Annotated in this window: 27 protein-coding genes; all 27 read right to left on the reverse strand. The window is 28.8% G+C overall.

The features are described 5' to 3' along the window. Positions 1 to 2332: VirB4 family type IV secretion/conjugal transfer ATPase (locus tag K324_RS0108430; RefSeq protein ID WP_026748774.1), on the reverse strand; the 2332-nt coding region annotated here is incomplete at its 3' end. A gap of 11 nt (positions 2333 to 2343) precedes the next feature. Further along, positions 2344 to 3189 carry a hypothetical protein gene (locus tag K324_RS0108435; RefSeq protein ID WP_026748775.1) on the reverse strand — a complete coding sequence of 282 codons (846 nt, stop codon included), beginning with the start codon at positions 3187 to 3189 and terminating at the stop codon, positions 2344 to 2346. Between the two features lie 12 nt (positions 3190 to 3201). Beyond that, positions 3202 to 3441, reverse strand: a complete 240-nt coding sequence (locus K324_RS0108440; protein ID WP_026748776.1) for a VirB3 family type IV secretion system protein — start codon at positions 3439 to 3441, stop codon at positions 3202 to 3204. Then, positions 3441 to 4430, reverse strand: coding sequence for an ATPase, T2SS/T4P/T4SS family (locus K324_RS14600; RefSeq protein ID WP_051354426.1), 990 nt, complete (start codon positions 4428 to 4430; stop codon positions 3441 to 3443). Before K324_RS14600 ends, K324_RS0108440 begins: the two co-directional genes overlap by 1 nt. Next, positions 4427 to 4726, reverse strand: coding sequence for a hypothetical protein (locus tag K324_RS0108450; protein ID WP_021747044.1), 300 nt, complete (start codon positions 4724 to 4726; stop codon positions 4427 to 4429). Before K324_RS0108450 ends, K324_RS14600 begins: the two co-directional genes overlap by 4 nt. An 8-nt stretch (positions 4727 to 4734) precedes the next feature. Next, on the reverse strand, positions 4735 to 6765 hold the full coding sequence (locus K324_RS0108455; RefSeq protein WP_026748777.1) for a type IV secretory system conjugative DNA transfer family protein: 2031 nt from the start codon (positions 6763 to 6765) through the stop codon (positions 4735 to 4737). Between the two features lie 2 nt (positions 6766 to 6767). Then, the gene (locus K324_RS15235) at positions 6768 to 8099 is read right to left on the reverse strand and encodes a TraB/TrbI/VirB10 family type IV secretion system protein (protein ID WP_051354427.1); all 1332 of its coding nucleotides are present in this window, start codon (positions 8097 to 8099) and stop codon (positions 6768 to 6770) included. A 16-nt stretch (positions 8100 to 8115) separates the two neighbouring features. Beyond that, the gene (locus K324_RS0108465) at positions 8116 to 8940 is read right to left on the reverse strand and encodes a TrbG/VirB9 family P-type conjugative transfer protein (RefSeq protein ID WP_026748778.1); all 825 of its coding nucleotides are present in this window, start codon (positions 8938 to 8940) and stop codon (positions 8116 to 8118) included. Positions 8941 to 8957: 17 nt separating this feature from the next. Next, a complete protein-coding gene (locus K324_RS15240; RefSeq protein ID WP_026748779.1) occupies positions 8958 to 9665 on the reverse strand; it encodes a VirB8 family type IV secretion system protein in 708 nt (235 codons plus the stop codon). Positions 9666 to 9667: 2 nt separating this feature from the next. Then, entirely contained in the window at positions 9668 to 10033 is a 366-nt protein-coding gene (locus K324_RS0108475) for a hypothetical protein (RefSeq protein ID WP_026748780.1), read from the reverse strand. A gap of 625 nt (positions 10034 to 10658) precedes the next feature. Continuing rightward, positions 10659 to 10901, reverse strand: coding sequence for a hypothetical protein (locus K324_RS0108485; RefSeq protein ID WP_026748781.1), 243 nt, complete (start codon positions 10899 to 10901; stop codon positions 10659 to 10661). A gap of 66 nt (positions 10902 to 10967) precedes the next feature. Beyond that, complete coding sequence (locus tag K324_RS0108490; RefSeq protein WP_026748782.1) at positions 10968 to 12833, reverse strand: MobA/MobL family protein; 1866 nt, start codon at positions 12831 to 12833, stop codon at positions 10968 to 10970. 2 nt (positions 12834 to 12835) lie between these two features. Further along, positions 12836 to 13240, reverse strand: coding sequence for a hypothetical protein (locus K324_RS0108495; protein ID WP_026748783.1), 405 nt, complete (start codon positions 13238 to 13240; stop codon positions 12836 to 12838). Positions 13241 to 13258: 18 nt separating this feature from the next. Next, positions 13259 to 13576 (reverse strand): single-stranded DNA-binding protein, encoded by a 318-nt coding sequence (locus K324_RS14615; RefSeq protein WP_051354428.1) that lies wholly within the window; start codon positions 13574 to 13576, stop codon positions 13259 to 13261. Between the two features lie 65 nt (positions 13577 to 13641). Beyond that, positions 13642 to 13890 (reverse strand): hypothetical protein, encoded by a 249-nt coding sequence (locus tag K324_RS0108505; RefSeq protein ID WP_026748784.1) that lies wholly within the window; start codon positions 13888 to 13890, stop codon positions 13642 to 13644. Positions 13891 to 13931: 41 nt separating this feature from the next. Then, positions 13932 to 14414: a hypothetical protein gene (locus K324_RS0108510; RefSeq protein WP_026748785.1), complete on the reverse strand. Its 483-nt coding sequence runs from the start codon at positions 14412 to 14414 to the stop codon at positions 13932 to 13934. Between the two features lie 17 nt (positions 14415 to 14431). Next, on the reverse strand, positions 14432 to 14950 hold the full coding sequence (locus K324_RS0108515) for a hypothetical protein (RefSeq protein WP_026748786.1): 519 nt from the start codon (positions 14948 to 14950) through the stop codon (positions 14432 to 14434). A 275-nt stretch (positions 14951 to 15225) separates the two neighbouring features. After that, positions 15226 to 15468 (reverse strand): hypothetical protein, encoded by a 243-nt coding sequence (locus K324_RS0108520; RefSeq protein WP_026748787.1) that lies wholly within the window; start codon positions 15466 to 15468, stop codon positions 15226 to 15228. A gap of 76 nt (positions 15469 to 15544) precedes the next feature. Continuing rightward, the gene (locus K324_RS0108525; protein ID WP_026748788.1) at positions 15545 to 15829 is read right to left on the reverse strand and encodes a hypothetical protein; all 285 of its coding nucleotides are present in this window, start codon (positions 15827 to 15829) and stop codon (positions 15545 to 15547) included. A 44-nt stretch (positions 15830 to 15873) separates the two neighbouring features. Further along, complete coding sequence (locus K324_RS0108530; protein ID WP_026748789.1) at positions 15874 to 16158, reverse strand: hypothetical protein; 285 nt, start codon at positions 16156 to 16158, stop codon at positions 15874 to 15876. Positions 16159 to 16411: 253 nt separating this feature from the next. Continuing rightward, on the reverse strand, positions 16412 to 16537 hold the full coding sequence (locus tag K324_RS16540) for a hypothetical protein (RefSeq protein WP_269472680.1): 126 nt from the start codon (positions 16535 to 16537) through the stop codon (positions 16412 to 16414). A gap of 349 nt (positions 16538 to 16886) precedes the next feature. Further along, positions 16887 to 17138 (reverse strand): hypothetical protein, encoded by a 252-nt coding sequence (locus K324_RS0108555; RefSeq protein ID WP_026748790.1) that lies wholly within the window; start codon positions 17136 to 17138, stop codon positions 16887 to 16889. Between the two features lie 63 nt (positions 17139 to 17201). Next, positions 17202 to 17471 (reverse strand): hypothetical protein, encoded by a 270-nt coding sequence (locus K324_RS0108560; protein ID WP_026748791.1) that lies wholly within the window; start codon positions 17469 to 17471, stop codon positions 17202 to 17204. A 115-nt stretch (positions 17472 to 17586) separates the two neighbouring features. Further along, complete coding sequence (locus tag K324_RS0108565; protein ID WP_026748792.1) at positions 17587 to 18195, reverse strand: hypothetical protein; 609 nt, start codon at positions 18193 to 18195, stop codon at positions 17587 to 17589. A gap of 304 nt (positions 18196 to 18499) precedes the next feature. Next, entirely contained in the window at positions 18500 to 18781 is a 282-nt protein-coding gene (locus K324_RS0108570; protein ID WP_026748793.1) for a hypothetical protein, read from the reverse strand. Between the two features lie 3 nt (positions 18782 to 18784). After that, entirely contained in the window at positions 18785 to 18922 is a 138-nt protein-coding gene (locus tag K324_RS15795; RefSeq protein ID WP_155282335.1) for a hypothetical protein, read from the reverse strand. Next, on the reverse strand, positions 18909 to 19091 hold a 183-nt coding region (locus K324_RS16035; protein WP_026748794.1), incomplete at its 5' end, for a hypothetical protein. The genes K324_RS15795 and K324_RS16035, both read right to left, overlap by 14 nt.

Genomic DNA, 19091 nt, shown 5'->3' on the forward strand with positions numbered 1-19091 from the left:
AACCTACATAAGCCAGTTCAATTTTACCTAAATCCATTTCAAATTCTCTTGCCCCAAGTTCACTTTTGTAAAAATATTGCTTCTGCATCTGTCCACGTGCAACTCTTTCAATTTCTATTGCGTTTAATCCAAACTTTGAATAAAGTTCCTTCCAGTAGTTCTGTGCCTGTGGAGAAGGCAGAAGTATCTTTGTCTTGCATCCGTCAACTATTGCAGGTGTTATTTCAGATTTTGCTATTTCATCAAGTAACTGTGTCGCAAAGATTATAAAGGCATTCAGCTTTGCAAGAGTTCTAAGCCAGTCATTGAATTTAAGCCTGAAACTTTCATTTTCCATTGCAAACCAAGCCTCATCAACTACGATTGCAGTTAGATAGTCCTTTGTTAATTTTTCCACTTCTATTCTATGAAACAGATAGCTTAATATAGGTGCTGTCGCTTTTGGATCTTCTATTATCCTTCCCATTTCAAATACCTGCCAGTTTGAGTCTGAAAAATTATCTTCATTGTTATCAAAATATTTTCCATATGAACCTGTATTTGTGTATGGCTCAAGTGCCTTCTGAATTTCCTTGTTCATAACTGTAAATGCAAAATTTGTCATTGTTCTTCTGTTAGGCGGATCATTTGCAAGAGTGGTAAGCGTTTCCCATATTGTACTTTTCATATCAGGTGTTACGATTACATTTTCCTGTTGAAGAAGGGAAATTATCCAGTTGCTTGCAAATGCCCTTTCTGTTTCGATATGAATATTCGCAAGTGGCTGAAATGCTAAATCATTATCCCCGCCTTTTCCCAAATCATAAAATTTTCCACCCATACAAGCAGTCAGGACACGTATTGAACCTCCTTTATCAAAAAAGAACACCTGAGCATTAGGGTATTTTTTCAGTTCAGCCACCAGCATTCCCAATAATACTGATTTCCCAGACCTTGTCGGACCTGCTATTAGTGTGTGTGCTGCATCTTTTATATGAAGATTAAAATAAAATATATCATTCAAGTCTGTTTTAGTCATCATAAGCGGAACACCTGCAATATTTTTTTTATCCCTAAAAAATTCATTCACTTCCTCTCCACGATACAGTGATGAAGTAGGGAAAAGACAGCTTAAAAGCATTGAATTTATTGGATATTTTCTTATATTTGCCTTCACATTTCCTGGAATAGCTCCTAAATATGAGGGAAAAATATTGTACTTGTCAATTGAGCAGGTAAAATCCTGTTCATCAAATATTGTTGCTATTTTAAGTGCGTTGTCCTCCAGCCTTTTTATATCTTCATCAGCAAGTATTATAGTAAATGTGTAATAGCCATAACTCATTCCGCCTTCCTTAAATTCATTTAAAGCCATTTTGGCTTCTTCTGTTTTTGCCAATTCCAGCTCATCAATGTTAAATGAAGGCTTTTTAGTTATAGCTTCCGTTATATACTGTCCAAAATTCTTCTGCTTTCCCTGATGAAAAATAAAGAAGTTTTTTAACATCTTTTTTGATTCATTTTGTGAAAGTATAATGTATCTTGCCGACATTCTAAATTCAAAATCCAGGCTTTCAAGTTTTTTCAGAACTCTTGACTCTATCTCATCAGGAAACAGATTAACCGAGATTGTCCTTAAATGCTTTGCCTTTGTCAGTCTTTGTATTTTCGTGTCTTTTCCATTTTCAAAACTTGAGTTTGACAAATATTGATCAATTGGATATAGAGGAGATGTAGGCATTTTCTTCTTTTCAGGAAATTCAGCATTTACTGTGGAATACATATATGCCATAAGTTCATCTCCCTGCAAGACTTCAATGCTTGTTGTAGCATATTTTAATAACGCAATAAATGAAGCTACTTTTTGTCTAAATATTTTTAATTCCCTTTCTGCTTCCTCAGCCATTTTTTCTTCTGAATCATCTTCCTTTTTACTAGCCAGCAATGAGTTTATCTTATTTTCAGCATCTTCTGCTATTAAATATGTCAATGTTATATAGTAGTCACATTTAAAATATTCCCCTTTTGAAAATAAATCCTTTCTTTCATTTTCTATAAGAACTGTCGGTATAAAGTCATCATTAATTTCTGTTTCAATATATCCTCTTGACTTCTTTCTTTGAACTTCATAATGAACAATAAAATTGTCAGGCAATTTTTTTATCGCATTGTTATACTGCAATATTTTCAAGTTCACTTCTTCCTCAGTAAAAAAATCCAAGTCGTGATTTCTCACTTTGAGAGTTACCTGAAACCCCATATTTTTATTAACAAGAATAAAGTCATTGAGAAGGAAGTCCCACGGGATATGGTAAATAAATGAATTTTTGTAGTTATCAAGTGTTTTCCCCATTTTTTTCCTTTCTATCTTTCTAATTCTTGATTTATCCTACTGTTTATTTTATAACTCTTAGTTGCTATTTTTTTATTTTCCTTTATATTTTTTTCTTCTGTCTTATTATCTGAAATATCTTTTTCAGTTGACTCTTTTTCCTGTTCTATCCTAGAAGTTGCCTTTATTTCCTTTTTAAATTTCGACAAGTCATATTCAGGTTCGAGCCACACACTATGCCCTCCGTACTCATAATATGGATTATTAGGAGTGTTCACATCATACCGTTTAATTTTTGCAAATTTCTTAATCTGTTCTACTGTTGCTCCTTTATCATAAGAATCCATAATTGCCTCTCTATATTCTTTATTAAAAACAAAAGCATTGTTTCCTGGATTCTGCGTCTTTAAAATATTAATCAATTCTGTAGGATACTCTTTCTTGTAAGCATTTAATATTTCTTTTACCTCGCCAATATCATTCATCTTATGAAATTCATACTCATTCATTCCCTTTTTAAATGCTTCTTTTGAAAGTTTTATAAATTCTGCATTAACATTTGTATAAAAATTTGCATTTATAATTGAGGTTATCTGATTTTTAGTTAATCCTTCTTCATAACAACTGGCAATCTCTCTTATTTCATCAGCTTTCAATTTTCTTGTTCCATAATCTGCAGGAACATTTATCCCATTCATCTTAGCTTCCATAATATTTTCCTGCTTACTGTAATCTATTATTGGCATAATGCAGTCCTTAAATTGCTCTAATGTTAAATTTGACTTCAATAATTCCCTTATTACTTTTCTTTCTTCTTCTCCATAATCTTTCTTTACTTTATCAAAATATCTTTCTTTCTCATTTTTGAAAAATATCATTTTAGTCACCTCCTACGGATTTAAATATCTTTCTGTCTTATAGTGTTCTATCAGCAATTCCAATGTCATCGGATCCTTTACCGACATAACTGCACACAGAACATATATCGTCCCTGCTGGTATAAAAATTACCCAGTGCCTGAATATTAAAAATATAATTCCTGTAAATAATACCAATGATATAAAAACCTTATATGGCAGTCCCATTATCATCTTTATGTCCAATAAAGATTTATACACTTTTAATTTCATTATCCTACCTCCTCAATTTCATATTCCTTTGTCTTTTTGTTAAAGCCGTTTACTTTAATTGTCTTGTTCACTTTTCTTACAGTTTTACCATTTTCAGTCGTTCTTATGATATTTACAATTACATCTACAGAACGCCCTATAAGTGGCTGCCTTGGATTCCTGTCAACTTCCATTAGCAGCTCTTCCAGTCTTTCCAAAGTTTCTTCTGCACCATCTGAATGGACTGTTGTAAATCCTCCACTATGCCCAGTATTCCAGTTTTTAAGTATCTCCTCAGCTTCTTCTCCATATCTAAGCTCTCCCTGAATAATTCTATCTGGCCTATGTCTAAGTGCGTCCTTTGATAATTCCAGTGCAGAAACATCTTCAGTTACAAACACTCTTAACACATTTTCCTTGTCGCAGATAATTTCCTCAACTTCCTCAATAATATATATCCTTTCAACCGTATTTCTAATTATGTCAACTTGCTTTAAATAATCAACAAGAGCATTAGTAAATGTTGTCTTTCCTGTACCAGTTCCACCTGATACAACTATATTCTTTTTGTTCAAAATAGCTTCTGTAAGAAAATTTTTCTGAAATTCTGTAATTGAACCCATTGCTAAATAGTCATCAAGTGTAAATATTTTCTTAGGCCTTTTTCTTATTGTAAATACTGGAATACCTTTAGTAATTCCTTTTGCGGCTCCCTGAAATCTGTCAGAATTTGGCAAATTTCCAGAAAGTCTTGGATTTTTTTCAGAAATTATCTTTGAGTTATATGAAGCAAGCACCTGAATAATTTTGTATCCTTCCATCTCATTCAGATATGTACTTGTCTTGTACATTCCCTTTTCATATGATTCCACCCATACATATCCATCAGGATTTAACATTATTTCAGTAATATCATCATCTTCCATATATTCCTTCAGTGCTGACAGCCTTTCATTTACAAAGTCTATTTGTGCCTGCTTCTGAAGTTCATATTTTTCACTTTCCGTCATAATACTTCTGCCAGTTCCTTCATTTTTTTAGTAATTTCATCATTGCTTGGACTTTCAATTATGATTTTTAAAAGTTTATTTTCTACACCAGATTTTTCTAAAATCTCTCTTAAAATATCTGCATTTTCCTGTTCAACCTTTTCAATTTCCTTTTGGGAATCATCCCTTATTTTCTCCAGTTTGGCAACTTTTTCTTTATTTCTTTTTATTCTTTCAGTATAATTTTTTTCTCTAGTTTTTCTCTTTTTCTTTATTATTTCATCTGAACCATTAATTGTTTCTTCAATATTTTCCATATATCCCCCTATCCTATTTTTTCTGATTTATACTTTTTTCTTGCCTTTTCAATAACTTTTTCATATTTTATATCATCATAAAAATCTTCCTCTTTCATTTTAAACGTATGTTTGTATTCATACATTCCCTTCATTCCTTCAAATATTACATATCCATCCTTAAAGAATACTGGCTGGTGCTGTGTTCTTTTTAACAGATCAGGATATTCGTAGTAATAGAGTTTATCTAATAATAAAGGTTTTTTGTATCCCGTAATTACAACTGCCTTTCTGTCAGGCAGCAGTCTTGTTTCTGAAGGACTTAATAAATCCTTTCCCTGCTCTGAAACGTTCCCTCCCCCTTTTAGCCCAATATTTCTACTTTTTACCCTAATTGTTTCCTTGCCAAGCGTCTTTGAAATATAGTCAGGTGCAGCCTCATCGTTCGGTCTACCAAATATCTGAATCTGGCATCCATTTAGCACCTCTTTCCCCTGTTTATCATATGTCGAATTTAACTGATCAAGTCCCTGAAATATCCCAATCATCTTTATTCCAAATCCTGCATAGTACCCAAGCCCTTTTACAAGAGCCTTCATCTTACCATAAGCATTTAGTTCATCCATTACAAACGTTATGTTAAAATTTTTCTTGCTTAAACTTTCCATTAATAAATTTGTCAGTTGAATATACATTATCCGTACTAACGGAGCTAGCAAGTCTATATCTTTCGGTTTTATTACAAAATATAAATCCACAGGATTATCGCCATTAACCAAGTCTAATGCCCTAAAATCGGATTTTCCTATATTTTTTACAACCGAAGGAATCTCAAATACCTGTAATTTAGTCTTTGCTGTTGAAGTTATAGACTTAAATGTATTTTCTCCTGTATTTTGCAATAAATATCCAAACTGTTTTGCAATAAAGGGGTGCAATCCTTTGTTTAATGCTTTAATTGATTCCTCATCAGTATATATTTTTCTAAGCCTTTCAATTGTTTTTTTCTTCAAAATAAAATCCTTTGGAGTATCATCTTCCCCTTCTTCCATAGGCTTTCCAAGATATTTTGCAAACATTCTATATAAAGAATTTTCAGTGTTAGTAATCATTGATATTACATCATTTAATGAAACTCTAACATCTGTTATATCGGGATCTTTTTCAGAACGGCTGCTTACTTCCCTGTAATGAACATAGCCAGTTAAAGTGGAAATTGTATCTTTTGCACTATCTCCCCAAAACGGATCCTTGCTCTCATCTTCCCCAACAATCATTGTTCCAATTATTCTGCAATCTTCAATCTCATAATTTGTTCCATATCTTACTTCTGATAAAAAGTTATAGCTATTTGAAAGTTCACTCATTGGTTCAAATTTTAATATTCTATGTTTTAGTATCTTTGCTCTGTACCAACTTGTAAGTTCGTAATTTTCCTTTTTTATGTCAGAAATAAAAGTTGACCTTTCTTTTAATCCTGCAACAAGGCTTGGAATAATGTATCCTACACCCTTTCCTCCTCTTGTTGGCAAAAATAGGGCAATATGTATCATTGACGTGTCATAAAGCAATTTTAATTTTCCTGATAAAGTTTTTACATAACCAATAACAAAACCATTTTCATTGCCGCTTAAAAAATCTATATCTGACGGCTTTTTCTTATTTTTTTTCAAATCATCATACGTTCCAAATTCAGCCTCTCCGTGTGATTTCAGTTTCTTTTTTTTCCAGTAAGGCATTGTCAAAATAACTAACGAGCCAACAAATATAAAGCACATACCTAATTGAAACTGTGAAGTTAATCTAGGAGTTTTTTTCATTACTATTTCCCAGTTCCCAGACGGAAGGTACATATACTGATTCTTTTTCCCAATAATTACTGGTTTTATTAATCTACGTATTTTTGCAAAAGTTGCATAGTTATTAACTTTTTCCAGTTCTTCCATATAGTTTGTTGATATTACCATTAAACCTGTTATATTTACCAAAATGAACATCATTATTGAAAAAATCCATTTTACAGGCTTCGTATTTCTAAGCGACTTGTATTTTTTATCCATAATTATTTCCTATATGGAGATAAAATTATATCCTTGCTTACAAAGATATTAAATTTTTTACCTCTCTTTATTTCAATTGTAGGCTGTCTGTTTAAATCTTTTTCAATGATTCTTTCCCCGATACTTCTAATATTCTGTGCAGCATCTGAAACACCTGTACCAATATTCACTCTTGACCTGCTTCCAGTCTCAATATTTACATTTAGACCTTCAAGTGATCCTGAAGCTATATTTATAGCAGAGGATAGTAACACACTTCTCATAAGTTTCCAAAAATGGTTGTTAGTTTTTCCTTTCAATCCTGCATTACCTAACAAATCAACTCCCTGCATATTATCAAGCACAAGTGTTGAGCCATTTGGAAATACTAGTCTTTGCCATATCAATAAAACTCTGTTCTGTCCATACGTTATACTACTGTCATATTTTCCAATTATTTTTGTACCCATAGGAATCAAAATATTTTTTCCAGTACGATAGTCATAAACATTTTCTCTAACTTGTGCAATCACATCTCCCGGTAAATCAGAATTAATTGCTGTTACAAGAACGGCTGGAATAAAGCTTCCTGTCTTTAACTCATATTTCCCTATTGCAGGATTTTTTAAATTAGTCGAATAGAAGCTGTCCTGTTTCTGCTTCAGGAATAAGGACTTTGACTTTTGTTTATTCTGATCTGTATCATTTTCATTTTGCTGTTGTACATTCTGAGGAACTTGTTGCTGTTCCTGATACTGTTCTGTCGTTTGTGGAGTCTGTGTTGAAACTCCCTTATCAAACCCTATCGCAGACTTTCTCCATTCCTTGCTTTTTTCTTCCGAGACTGCTGAACTATTGGAATTTTTATCTTCTGAAATATCTGAAAACGATGATGAACTTGAACCATAATTTGAATCAAGATTGTCGTTATTGTATTCTGAACCTAGCTGAGAATCATATTGTGATAAGTTAGGCGTTCCAGTTCCATCAGTCGTCGTATTTATATTTGCCACTCCATCCTGCGTTACACTTTCAGGAGTTTGGGCATTTTGATTTTGAGTATCTACTGCATCCTTTATATCCAGTCCTGTTCCAGTTGATATTGATTCCATTTTTTCTTGTTCCTTCGGCTTCTCATTCTTTTTAGCCTGATTTGCAAAATATATGCTTACAAAAATTAAAGCCAAAATTATACAGACTAGGATAGCAACTTTTTTCTTATCAAAAAATTCTTCTATTTTTATCTTTGAATTTTTTATCGTTCCTGTCCTCTCATCCTCAAGCGATATTTCCTCTTCCTTCTGTTCCGTAAAATCATCTTCAGAAGTTTCAAAATAGTCATTTTTATCTATCAATTAAGACACCTCCTTTCTATTTTTTCTGGTTATATATTTTTAAGGTATTTTTTCCAAGCGTCATATATATTTCTTTCACAACACTGTTAATCATTACATTACATCCTTCAATTTTTGTATTAACTAAGGATAATTGGTTATCCAAACCTTTTACATAAAAAGCTGGCATTTCCTGCAAATTTGACTTTAATACTATGAATGTCTTTTCTCCGTTGTCAAACACTTGAACTGGAGAAAGTTTTGAGTTCTTGTTCCACGAATATCTGTAATTCAGTTTCATTAAGTCCGTTGTGCCAATACTTTCCGTATTAGCCTCATATTCATCCATTAATATTTTTCTCTCATTTGGATATTGCCACTCAACTAAAGGATTATATTCTCCATTTGTGGATTCAATATTAATAAAGTAACTATGCTTGTCTGTAACTATATTTATGTTAGTTTTTATATCTTCTTCAAGCGGCTTTATGTATATGTATGTTCTGTTCTCTTTTCCACCTGTCGCCTCTTCAATCATCCAACGTTCTGTATCTCCACCAGCCTTAAATACCACTTTTTCATTTGGAGCAAGCCTTAAAGTCGTTAAATAGTCTGGCTTGGAATAAACTTCATATATGCTGTTTTCCGCATAATTAAATATAACGGCTGTCTTTTTTATTGCATCCTTTTTTCCACTTAATATTCCGTCATCATCAAATATTTTCTGACTATTCTTTACTACGTCTACTGTAATACTGTCTTTTGCATTTCCATCATTTGCAAAAACATTAACCGACATCAATATCAAAAACAGCATTGATAATATTTTTCTATTAAATTTTTTTAACTTGTTCTTTGTCATACATCTCCCTCATTTTTCTAATTATTTTCCCTTGAAATTGTAAAATCCTTTATTATTATCCCCAATGGATTTTTAGCTAACAGTTCCTCATTTTTTTCATTTACATATTCCACAGTAAATACTCCAAGATAACTTGTATCCTGCATTTCCATCCCCGTTTCAGAAAACTGCTTTTCCTTCCATCTGACTTGATAAGTGTTTGAAGTATTTGTAAGTTTGTTAGCTGAAACTATATTTACATTCGTTGTAATTTTATCTGCAAGCATTTGTATTGTTCCTGTTTCCTGAATCATCGCATCCAATTTTTTTTGTGAATTTTGTGTTAAGAAAAAAGCATTTTCCTTTAACTTGTTATCGTAATATGTCGTGTCCTTTGGAAGAGTTCTTACATCCAAAATGAATTTTGATATAAAATATTTTGTTTCCTTCTCCCCAACTTTTAAATTGGATTTTGTCAACACATTCACTTCCATTGGAGCTCCTGTCGTTTTATCAACCTGAACAAGAAATACCTTTATATTCGTTCTCAAAACAAAGAATATTAATGCTAAAATTAATATATGATTGATAACTATGCTTATTCCTAATCCCTTTTTTAACTTTGCATTCGTTTCCGCAAGTTCAAACAAAGTTTCAGCCCTTTTTTCAAAACTTGCCTTTTCCCTTTTGACATCAGTCCTTAATTTAAAAATATCCCTTTTCCTGCTTATTCTTTTTAAATCCAAGTCTATACTCCTTCCAAAAGAGCTGTATCAATCATAGTTCCACCAAGCGCCTTTACTATATCCTCTGAACCAAAAATCAGTGTAAGTGCCAAAGCAACTCCAATAAGTAAAGTTATGATTGCTGTCATATTTGGATCAGTCAACATCTTAAATACTCCAAATCCTATGCACCCAATAGCCCCAAGTGAAAAAACTATTTTCAGTCCAGTATTCATATTTGTCAGAAAAGCTATAAGCGGTGCAAGAAATCCACCATTTCCACTTGTTGTCGCCTGAGTTATTACAGCCGTTACTAAAAACAAAATCATTAAACATAGCAATTGAAATTTTTTATTCAATAATATATTCTTAACTTTTATTTTTTTCATTATTTGTCATCCTTTCGTTTAACTGTTATTTTTAATTTAGGTATTTTTGATATTCATTTTCTTCTTTTGATTTACTTAAGGACTTCTATTATTTAAACTTAATTTCATACTTTCCTCCTAAATTTTTTGAAAAAAAAAGAGCTAGTACAATATCTCAGAAATGTTTTTTCCGATAATACTGTACCTAGCTCTAATGGCTTATGATATTTAATTTTTTATTTAATTAAATTTTCTTTTATTATTTTAAAATGAGTTGAAGTAAAATCATCTTTGTTAAACTGTCCATCCACCTCCATAACTGGACTCTCATTTTTTACGCTGTTTTATTCTTGTACTAATATTACTTCAATTTTTTCAAAAAGTCAAGCCTTTTTTTTAAAATTTTTTCCCCATAAACTTTCCTAAATTTTTCTAAATTTTGGAAAGCACGCTTACCAGTTTCTCAAATTTAAAAATTTTTAGAAACTTACCGTGATTTTTTTGCCACAAAAAATTGTGAAAAAATGGCTTTCGTTTACACTCAAAAACTCACTTCGTTCGTGTTTAATTTCTAAGAAATTAATAATATTTATACCTTCAAAAACTTATTTTTTCAAAAAAGGACAGCTTTTTACTGCCCCTAAATTTATTTATATTTACTCTCATTAACAGTTTTTACAAAAGTTTTTATCAGGTATAATACAAGCCAGCCTTTTACTAAAAATCCCATAGTAATCTTTCCAGAAGGATTAAATAACCTGTATATTAAAAAAATTAATGTTAAGTCTATTGCAATTTTAAAAATTGAATACATCAGTATAATAACTCCTATTATAGATTTTATTATATCTTGAGGTTCTGGCATTGGATTTCTTGGATCCTTTATCATAATTAATCACTTCCATTCATTCTTTATTTTAATTATACCACAAAAATTTTTTAATATATAATTTTTTTATCTTTCCAGCTCATCTAAAACTTCCATATCTTCCATTCTAAAATCACCACTTATACCTCCTAAATTTTTATCATAATTTGCACCGTTTAAACTTTTACTTTTCTTTTTCCTGTTCCATTTTTTTATACTTACTTGTCGTTTTTCAGACAATCTTTTTTTCTTATCCAATACTTTTATGGCTTCTATATTCTTGATAATTTTTTTAACTTTTTCCCTTTCCTGAACTTTGGAATTACCATTTTTTAAAAGTTCATCCTGCAATTTTTTTTGAATTTTTATTTCAATATTTTCTTTTCTTGCCTCATAATCTTCCTTTATTTTTACTTCTCTTTTTAACCAGTCCAAGTAATATTTTTGTTCACTTATATCCAAATTTTTGTTAAGTTCTTTTTGCAGTCCTTCTATTTTAATCTTACTCTCCGCAATATTTTTCTCCAATTTTGAAAATTCATAATTTGAATATTTATCTTTTATCAAAGTTTCCTGACTGACTATTTCCTCATTTTTATCTAACTCTTTTACTAATTTTTTTAGTTCTTTTTCAATTCTATTTATCTCTTTCAGTCCATCTTTTTCATAAATAAATTGCAAATGGTTTATATTATACAGTCCATTTTTTTCATCATTATATTTAATATTTTTCTCTTTTAAATTTTCATATATCGTGTCTTTTTCATCTTCAAAATTTGCAATTTTCCTTAAATATTTTTCCCTAATATTTTCAACTCTTTTATCAAAAATATACTTCTTTTTCCAGTCGTTCTGAATTTCATTTCTTAAACTTTCTAAATTTTTTAAATTCTTTTCTTTTGTAATTTTTAAATACTTTATTCTATTTTTATCTTTTATATTTTTTAGTTCCTTGTCAATTTTTTTGTTCTCATTCAGAAATTTATAGTACTTTTTATCCGTCATCAAGTTGTATACAGTATTCTCAATTTTATCTTTTGACATCTTCTTTTTTATATCTCTTATACTCTCTTCTAACCCCCTCAGTTTTTCCAAATTTTCTAAATCTCCTATTTTATCTCTTTTTAAATCTTCATACTCCCTTTCCAGTTTTTTTAATTTTTCAAGCAGTTTTTTCATTAAATCTGTTCCAGCTTTTAAAATTCTGCTTTTAATAAATATTCTCTTCTTAACTTTTTCCTTATCACTTAATTCACTTTCTTTTCTGTATAAAATCTTTCCATCAATATTTATTGCTTCACGATTTAACTCATAAACTTTCTTATAGTCATTATTATTTTCCGCATCCCTTTTCTGATCCTTTAACGATTTTGCACTTACTTTCTCTATTCCTTTTTTTTCAAGTTCAAAATTTAAAAATGTTTCCCACTCTTTTCTTATATTTTTTAACGTACTTCTTTCTCTCCATTTTTTATCCTTTTCCCATCCGCCTTTTTCTATATTTTTAGTATTATATCTCTTAAAATACTTATCCTTATCCCTTTTAATATCATCAATTTTTCTTTCAAAAAACATTATATGCACGTGTGGCTGCATATCTCCATCAAAACTTTTTGGATTGTGAATTGCATAGTTATACACATATTCTTTTCCAAAAAGATTTTCACAAAAATTATCCACCATCTTTTTATTTTCTTCAGGAGTAAACTCTCTCGGTAATGAAATTTCAAGTTCCCTGTACAGATTAGAGTTTTTTCTCTCATAGGTTTCTGCACATTTCCAAAAATCTTTAATATCGCTAAACTCTTCAGGAAGATTCCTTACTTCCTTAAAAAGTAAGTCCTCTTTTTTACCATATTTTTCATCTCTGTTTATATAGTCTAAATGTGCAGCAGGCGGAATATAGCTACTTCCTCTTTTACTTTTTTTCATTCTAAGATGAAATATTGCCACGATTATACCCCCGTATTATTTTTTATAATCACATATTTTATATATCTATCATTTATAAAAAAATTTCTGTCTAATAAAATATCACAATCTTTAAAGTTTATATCAACATCTGAAGTATTTTCAATTTTATAAAACCATATCTCATTATTTTTATATAATTTCATACTGTATCCCCCCATTTTATTATCGCTTATTTTTGCCATTTTCATAATTTTAATAAATTTCTTTTCACTTATGTATTCCTTTATTTTTGTATCATCTATCTTTTTATTTTCTAATAATTTTACATTTTGTGCAAAAATTTTTGTTGTTTCTCTTACTTTTCCTTTAAGTAACGTTTTATAAAAAAATTTTATATGTTTTTTTCCTGTTGTTGTTTTCAATAATCTTATATCGTATATTTTCATATTTTCCTCCAAAATAATTTAAAAATATTCATACTCTTCTTCTACAAAATCCATTAATTTAAACTCTTTAACTATACATTTAGGTATTATTCTTTTTCCATTCTCATCTTCATACTCTTGTAATTCTAGATAACCATTTACAATTATTTTTGCTCCCTTTTTTACATACTGATGTATTAATGTTGCTACATTACCGAAAGCAACACATAATAAAAATTGTGTTTCTTCCTTAAATTTCTTTTTTGCGGCTATTCTAAAATTACAAACATTTTTTTCTGAAATTGAAATCATTTCAGGATTAAATGTTACTCTTCCACTAAAAATAAGTGTATTCATTTTTCCTCCTAACGACAAAAACTAATCATAAATTTAAATACATTTATGATTAGTTTTATTTTATTTTACTTTATACTTCTAAAAAAACTCTGTTCAACACCTTCTAAATTTAAAATACCTTTTTTTCTGATTAAGGCTTCAAATGCTTTACTTCTAGCCTCTTCACTTTCAAAATAAATCTTGTATACTCCTTTTATTGTTTCAATACATAAAAAATTTCTATTCTCTTCCTTCCTCTCTGATACATATAATATTGTATTTATATTTATTGCCACACCTTGTTTTGATTTTTTATCCACTAGCCTTACAAACATTTTTTACTCCTGTTTAATTATATTTGTTTTTTCAATTTCTATTATTTTACCAATCTACAAGACCTTAAAAGCCCTTCCTGACTATTTACATTACTTCTTAAATTTACTACTGGCCATGAAAATTGTTTTTCCTTAGCAATAGCTCCTGCTTTATATTCTTCAAACATTTTTAAAAAAACATCTACATATTCAACATAATCTTCTCGTGCTTTTGCACAAGATTCCTCATAACCTGTTTTTGGATCTAATTTTACACTACTGTATTTATTTTTAAATTTCTCATTTAACTTTTTTATATTTTCAACATCAACTATTTTTAGTTCCTCCAAATATTGATTTTCTGTTTTTGCTGCCAATTTACCTACGGATATGCTTGATAGACCATTATAAATAGGCTCTACCACTTCAATCGTTTTCTTCTCTTCATTTACAATTTTTTCCATATCATTTGTCATTTCTTTATAATTATTCTTATCACATGACAATAAAGCAACTGCCACTATCATAACTAAAATTTTTTTCATATCAAACTCACATCCTCTTATTCTATTATATTTTTTCTTGATTCAAATATTTTTCTTAACTGATTAAAATCATATTGAGCATATTGTTCATTTGCCATTTCTAAAATAACAGTACCTCCACCTTTCAAAAATAATTCTATTTTTATATCATATGCTCCTTTTATTCCATGATATATCACTAATTTTAACCCTTTTCTTAATTCTTCTATTCGCCTTACACCTATCAGTTCATTGGAAAAAATTATTAAATTTTTTAAATATATATTTCCATTTATATACTTCAATCTTTCTTTTCTTAGTTTTCCTGAAAAATCAAATCCAGCTTCTGTTATAAATTTTTCATAATTTTTATGCATTTCAGCAAGCGATTTAAAATTTTTCTGAATCACTTCTCCTGTTTTCAATTTTATATTTAATCTAAATTCCTTAAATGAAAATGGCTTTCTTTCCACTTTTTCAATATCATTTATATCTATTGTTCTTTCATCAATCTGAATCTGAATTTTATTATTTAACACATCATTTATTATATTCATATATTTATACTGCTCTCCTTTTAATTTTGAATTTTCTCACGTGTGAGAAAATCACTGTCTACTCTTTTTTTCTATATATTGCCTTCCTATTCTAATTTTTCCATTTTATCATCTCCTATTTTCATTTTTTTTCAATATCATTAGTATTCAATGTTCCTAATCCTAATGTTCTTATCCCTGTTCCCATTGCTACATATTATTTTTTATTCTCGAGTGTAACTTCTGTTACATTTTTTGATTTTTTCATTTTATTTTACCCCTATATTTTTTTACTTTCACAATTTATCCCAAAATCTTTTATTCATTTCTCCATCCGATACCCCATACACTTTTTGAATAATTTTTATAAAAATGAAAATCATTATAGCAACTGTCAAATATATAGTAACTATGATAATTGTCGGTAAAAAGGTTTCAACCCAAGTAACTTTTAAATAATTATTGATTTTTGATATAACTAAAATTACCTGAATTAGTAAATAGATGCTGTTTAAAGTGTTAAATGTTTTTTTCTTCATTTGTTATTACTTCCTTTCATTTTTTATCATTGTCTTTCAATTTTTAATTTTCCCACATGTGAGAAAAATTATTAATTTATTTACAGTATTCTCCAATTGCATAATTCCCCAATTTATCTTCATCAACTTTATAAATATTCTTATTCTCAAGAACAACATAAAAATTTTCACCGTCATTTTGACTATATATCTTCACAACTTTATTTGTTCTGCATATATCTAAGATTTCCTGTTGCCGTTTTTCCTGAACATCTTTATTTTCTTTTGTTTTATTTTTCAAATTATTTTCTTGAAATTTTATTATACTCATAACAATTATGAATGTTCCTAAAATCATTAATACTTTAACAAAATGTTTCATTTTCCTATCTCGCTTCCTTTCTTAAAATAATTTTGTTTTTCCCTTCATTCTATCATCCTTCTTAAAAAATCAATTACATCTCTTTGATGAAGAAAACCTACTACTATCAACATACTAAAAAATATTATTATCGGCAGAATTTGTATACTATCCTCTACTGATTTTCCTTTTTCTGTATGTTCTGTTATTATAATAATCATTGAAATAGCAGCCCACACAAGTAATAATATAATAAATAATTGTTGATACGAATGCGGTATAAACATTATTCCTGTACCATAAATTACCAATAATAATGCTATTATAATTTTTTCAAATTCTTTTTTCATATTCTGTTTTTTATCCTCTCTTAAATAATTTTGATTTTCTCACACGTGAGAAAAAACATTTAAATCAACTCATATTCATCAAAATAACATCCTCAGTAATTAATAATCGACTTTTGCCATCAATCTTTATTGAATATATTTTACTTTTATCAATCTTCTTTAAAATCATCATTTCTACCTTTCAGTTTATTAATTTCTATCTCCCATTTTTCAATATTTTTATATGCTTTCTCAATTTTCTCATTTAATTTCTTTATTTTTTCATCAAAGCCAATTTCTGTTTCTTTCCTATCATCTCAATCTTGCCAGTAATATAGTGATATCCATCATTTCTCTTTCCATAAACTTCCTCTTTTCCACTATTTCTTCTATTATTCATTAATATAGACAGGACATTTAACTCCTATCTTTAAATCATCATATTTAGAGTCTAGATATTCTGTAATTATATATTTAGTACCGTTATCTAAACTAATACTATAAAATCCTTGATACCCATAAATCATCTGTTTTGTTGTTTCTTTTTTTATAACTTTATGATTTTTACAAATTTCAACAAAAACTTTATAAACTTGAAAATTATTGCTTTTTACAAGAAAGATTTTATTATCATTTGTAATTATTTTATCAGGACTGACATAACTTAAATATTTTTATTGTAAAAATCCATCGCTTCTTTATTACTACAGGAAACTAAACTAAAAAATATTGAAAATAGTACATCCCTTTTAATTTTCTTCATCCAACGCATCCTCGTCTTCCATTTTTTCTAAAATTTTTTCCAACTCTTTCAATGCATCTAATCTTCTACTAACATTTTCAACATATATTGACATAATTGTAAACCCAGTTAATATCACTCCACTTAACATAATTGTACTTACATCTTTAATAAAAAATGAAATTGCAAACATAATAGCCAACATATATCCTAAAATCCTATCTATCAGACTTCCCATAACTTTCATAAAATTTTTCATTTTCCTGTCTCGCTTCCTTTCTTAAAATAATTTTGAATTTTCTCACGTGTGAGAAAAACCAGTTTATTTACAATACTCTCCTTCTGTATACTGATTAAATTTGTTACTGTCAACTTGATAAACTTTATTGTTTTCAAGTTTCACATAAATTCTTTTATTGTCTTTTGTTTTATACTTAAATAAAACTTTATATACTTTACATAGTCTTTCAAATTCTTTTTGTTCCTTTTTTACTTTAGAATACGTAACAATTCCTACCGTTAATATTGATGTTGTTACTGATGTCAAAATTATTACTAAAATTTTAATAACATAATCTTTTATTTTTTTCATCTTAATTGTTCTCCTTAAATATTTTTTTCTAATTTTCTCACACGTGGGAAAAACTATTTAAATCAACTCATATTCATCAAAATAGCATCCCCAGTAATCAACAATCATACTTTTATCAATCTTCTTCAAAATCATCATCCCTACCTTTCAATTCCTTAATTTCCATCTCCCATTTTTCAATATTTTTATATGCTTTCTCAATTTTCTCATTTAATTTCTTTATTTTTTCATCAAAGTCAATTTCTGTTTCTTCCTTACCTTTTTTTTCTATTTCCTTAATCTTTTTAGCCGCTTCAACTGGATCTTCAAGAATTTCTACAATCTCCGCCTCTTCGAGCTTATCATTGTTTTTCTTTATATATTCCAATGTCCTAACACTTGCCTCTGCAATCGCAGGATTCCTATATTTTTCAAACTGTTCCCACCTATTAATTTCACGATAAACCATATTTTTATCAAGCCCTAATGAAGTAAACCAGGCTACAAATGTTCCTGTTCCGTGATTTGACAAAATCTCCTGAACTCTTTTTAACTTTCTTCCCATTTCAAGAGCCTTTTTTGCCATAAACTTTCCAATCTGCTGTATATCTTCCTCAGTTTGAGTTACTTCCCTTATAATACCTTCATCAGTTATCTCATATTTATCAAAATCAAAATTGCTATGATAACTTTCAACTTCCATTTTTCGATTTTTATTAATATTTAACAGTTCCTGTCTATCCATAATACCTCCTATCAAAAAAATTATAGACAATTCAAATAACTGTGATTCTATAATTTTTCACACAGTTATTAAATTGTCATTGTTCTATCGGTTTTCCCGCACGTGAGAAAAACTATTTTTATCTTTAATTTCCAACTTATTTTTTTAATGCTTTAAAACATTTTGAAAAAAATAATAAACCTACATATATCATTGTTAGCATTATTTCAACTGTTATTAATATAGCAATTAATATTATAAATATTACTAGTATAATTGCAACAATACTTAAAATCATAATATATAATAAATCCTTTCAATTTTTTTATTTGCAATATTCACCAACTATGTAATATCCAAATTTATCCTTATCAACCTTATAAATCTGATTGTTTTCAAGTGTTACATAAAACTCTGTCCCATTATCTGCTGTATATGTTTTTAAAACTTTATTTGTTTTGCATAAATTCAATATTTCTTGCTGTTCTTTTTCTTTTCTTTTTGACTCTTGGTGAGAAAAATTCATTAAAATTGAGTATAGTAACATAAGTATACACATCATTAATGCGGCTCCTAGCAAACCAAATCTTTCAAAAAAATCATCCATTTTTCAACCCCTTCCTGTACCAGTTATTTTGATATTTTTTCTTTTTCTAATTTCTTTTATGATGTATTCTTTTTGTTTCTCGTTAACTATTAAAGTTTCATAACAGCGAATATCCAATTTAATCTTCTTATCTTTTTTCATCACGACTACCATTTTTTATTTCACTAACATTAATTTCAGTATTTCCAATCTTTTTGAACATTTCTTCTAAAGTTGCATTAGTGATTACTGGAATTTTTTCTAAATCCATAAGTAATGATAATAGAGCATTTGTTAAATCATTTAACGCAAATAGATTTTCATTGCTGAT

It is taken from the genome of Leptotrichia trevisanii DSM 22070 (assembly GCF_000482505.1).
Classification (GTDB): Bacteria; Fusobacteriota; Fusobacteriia; order Fusobacteriales; family Leptotrichiaceae; genus Leptotrichia; species Leptotrichia trevisanii.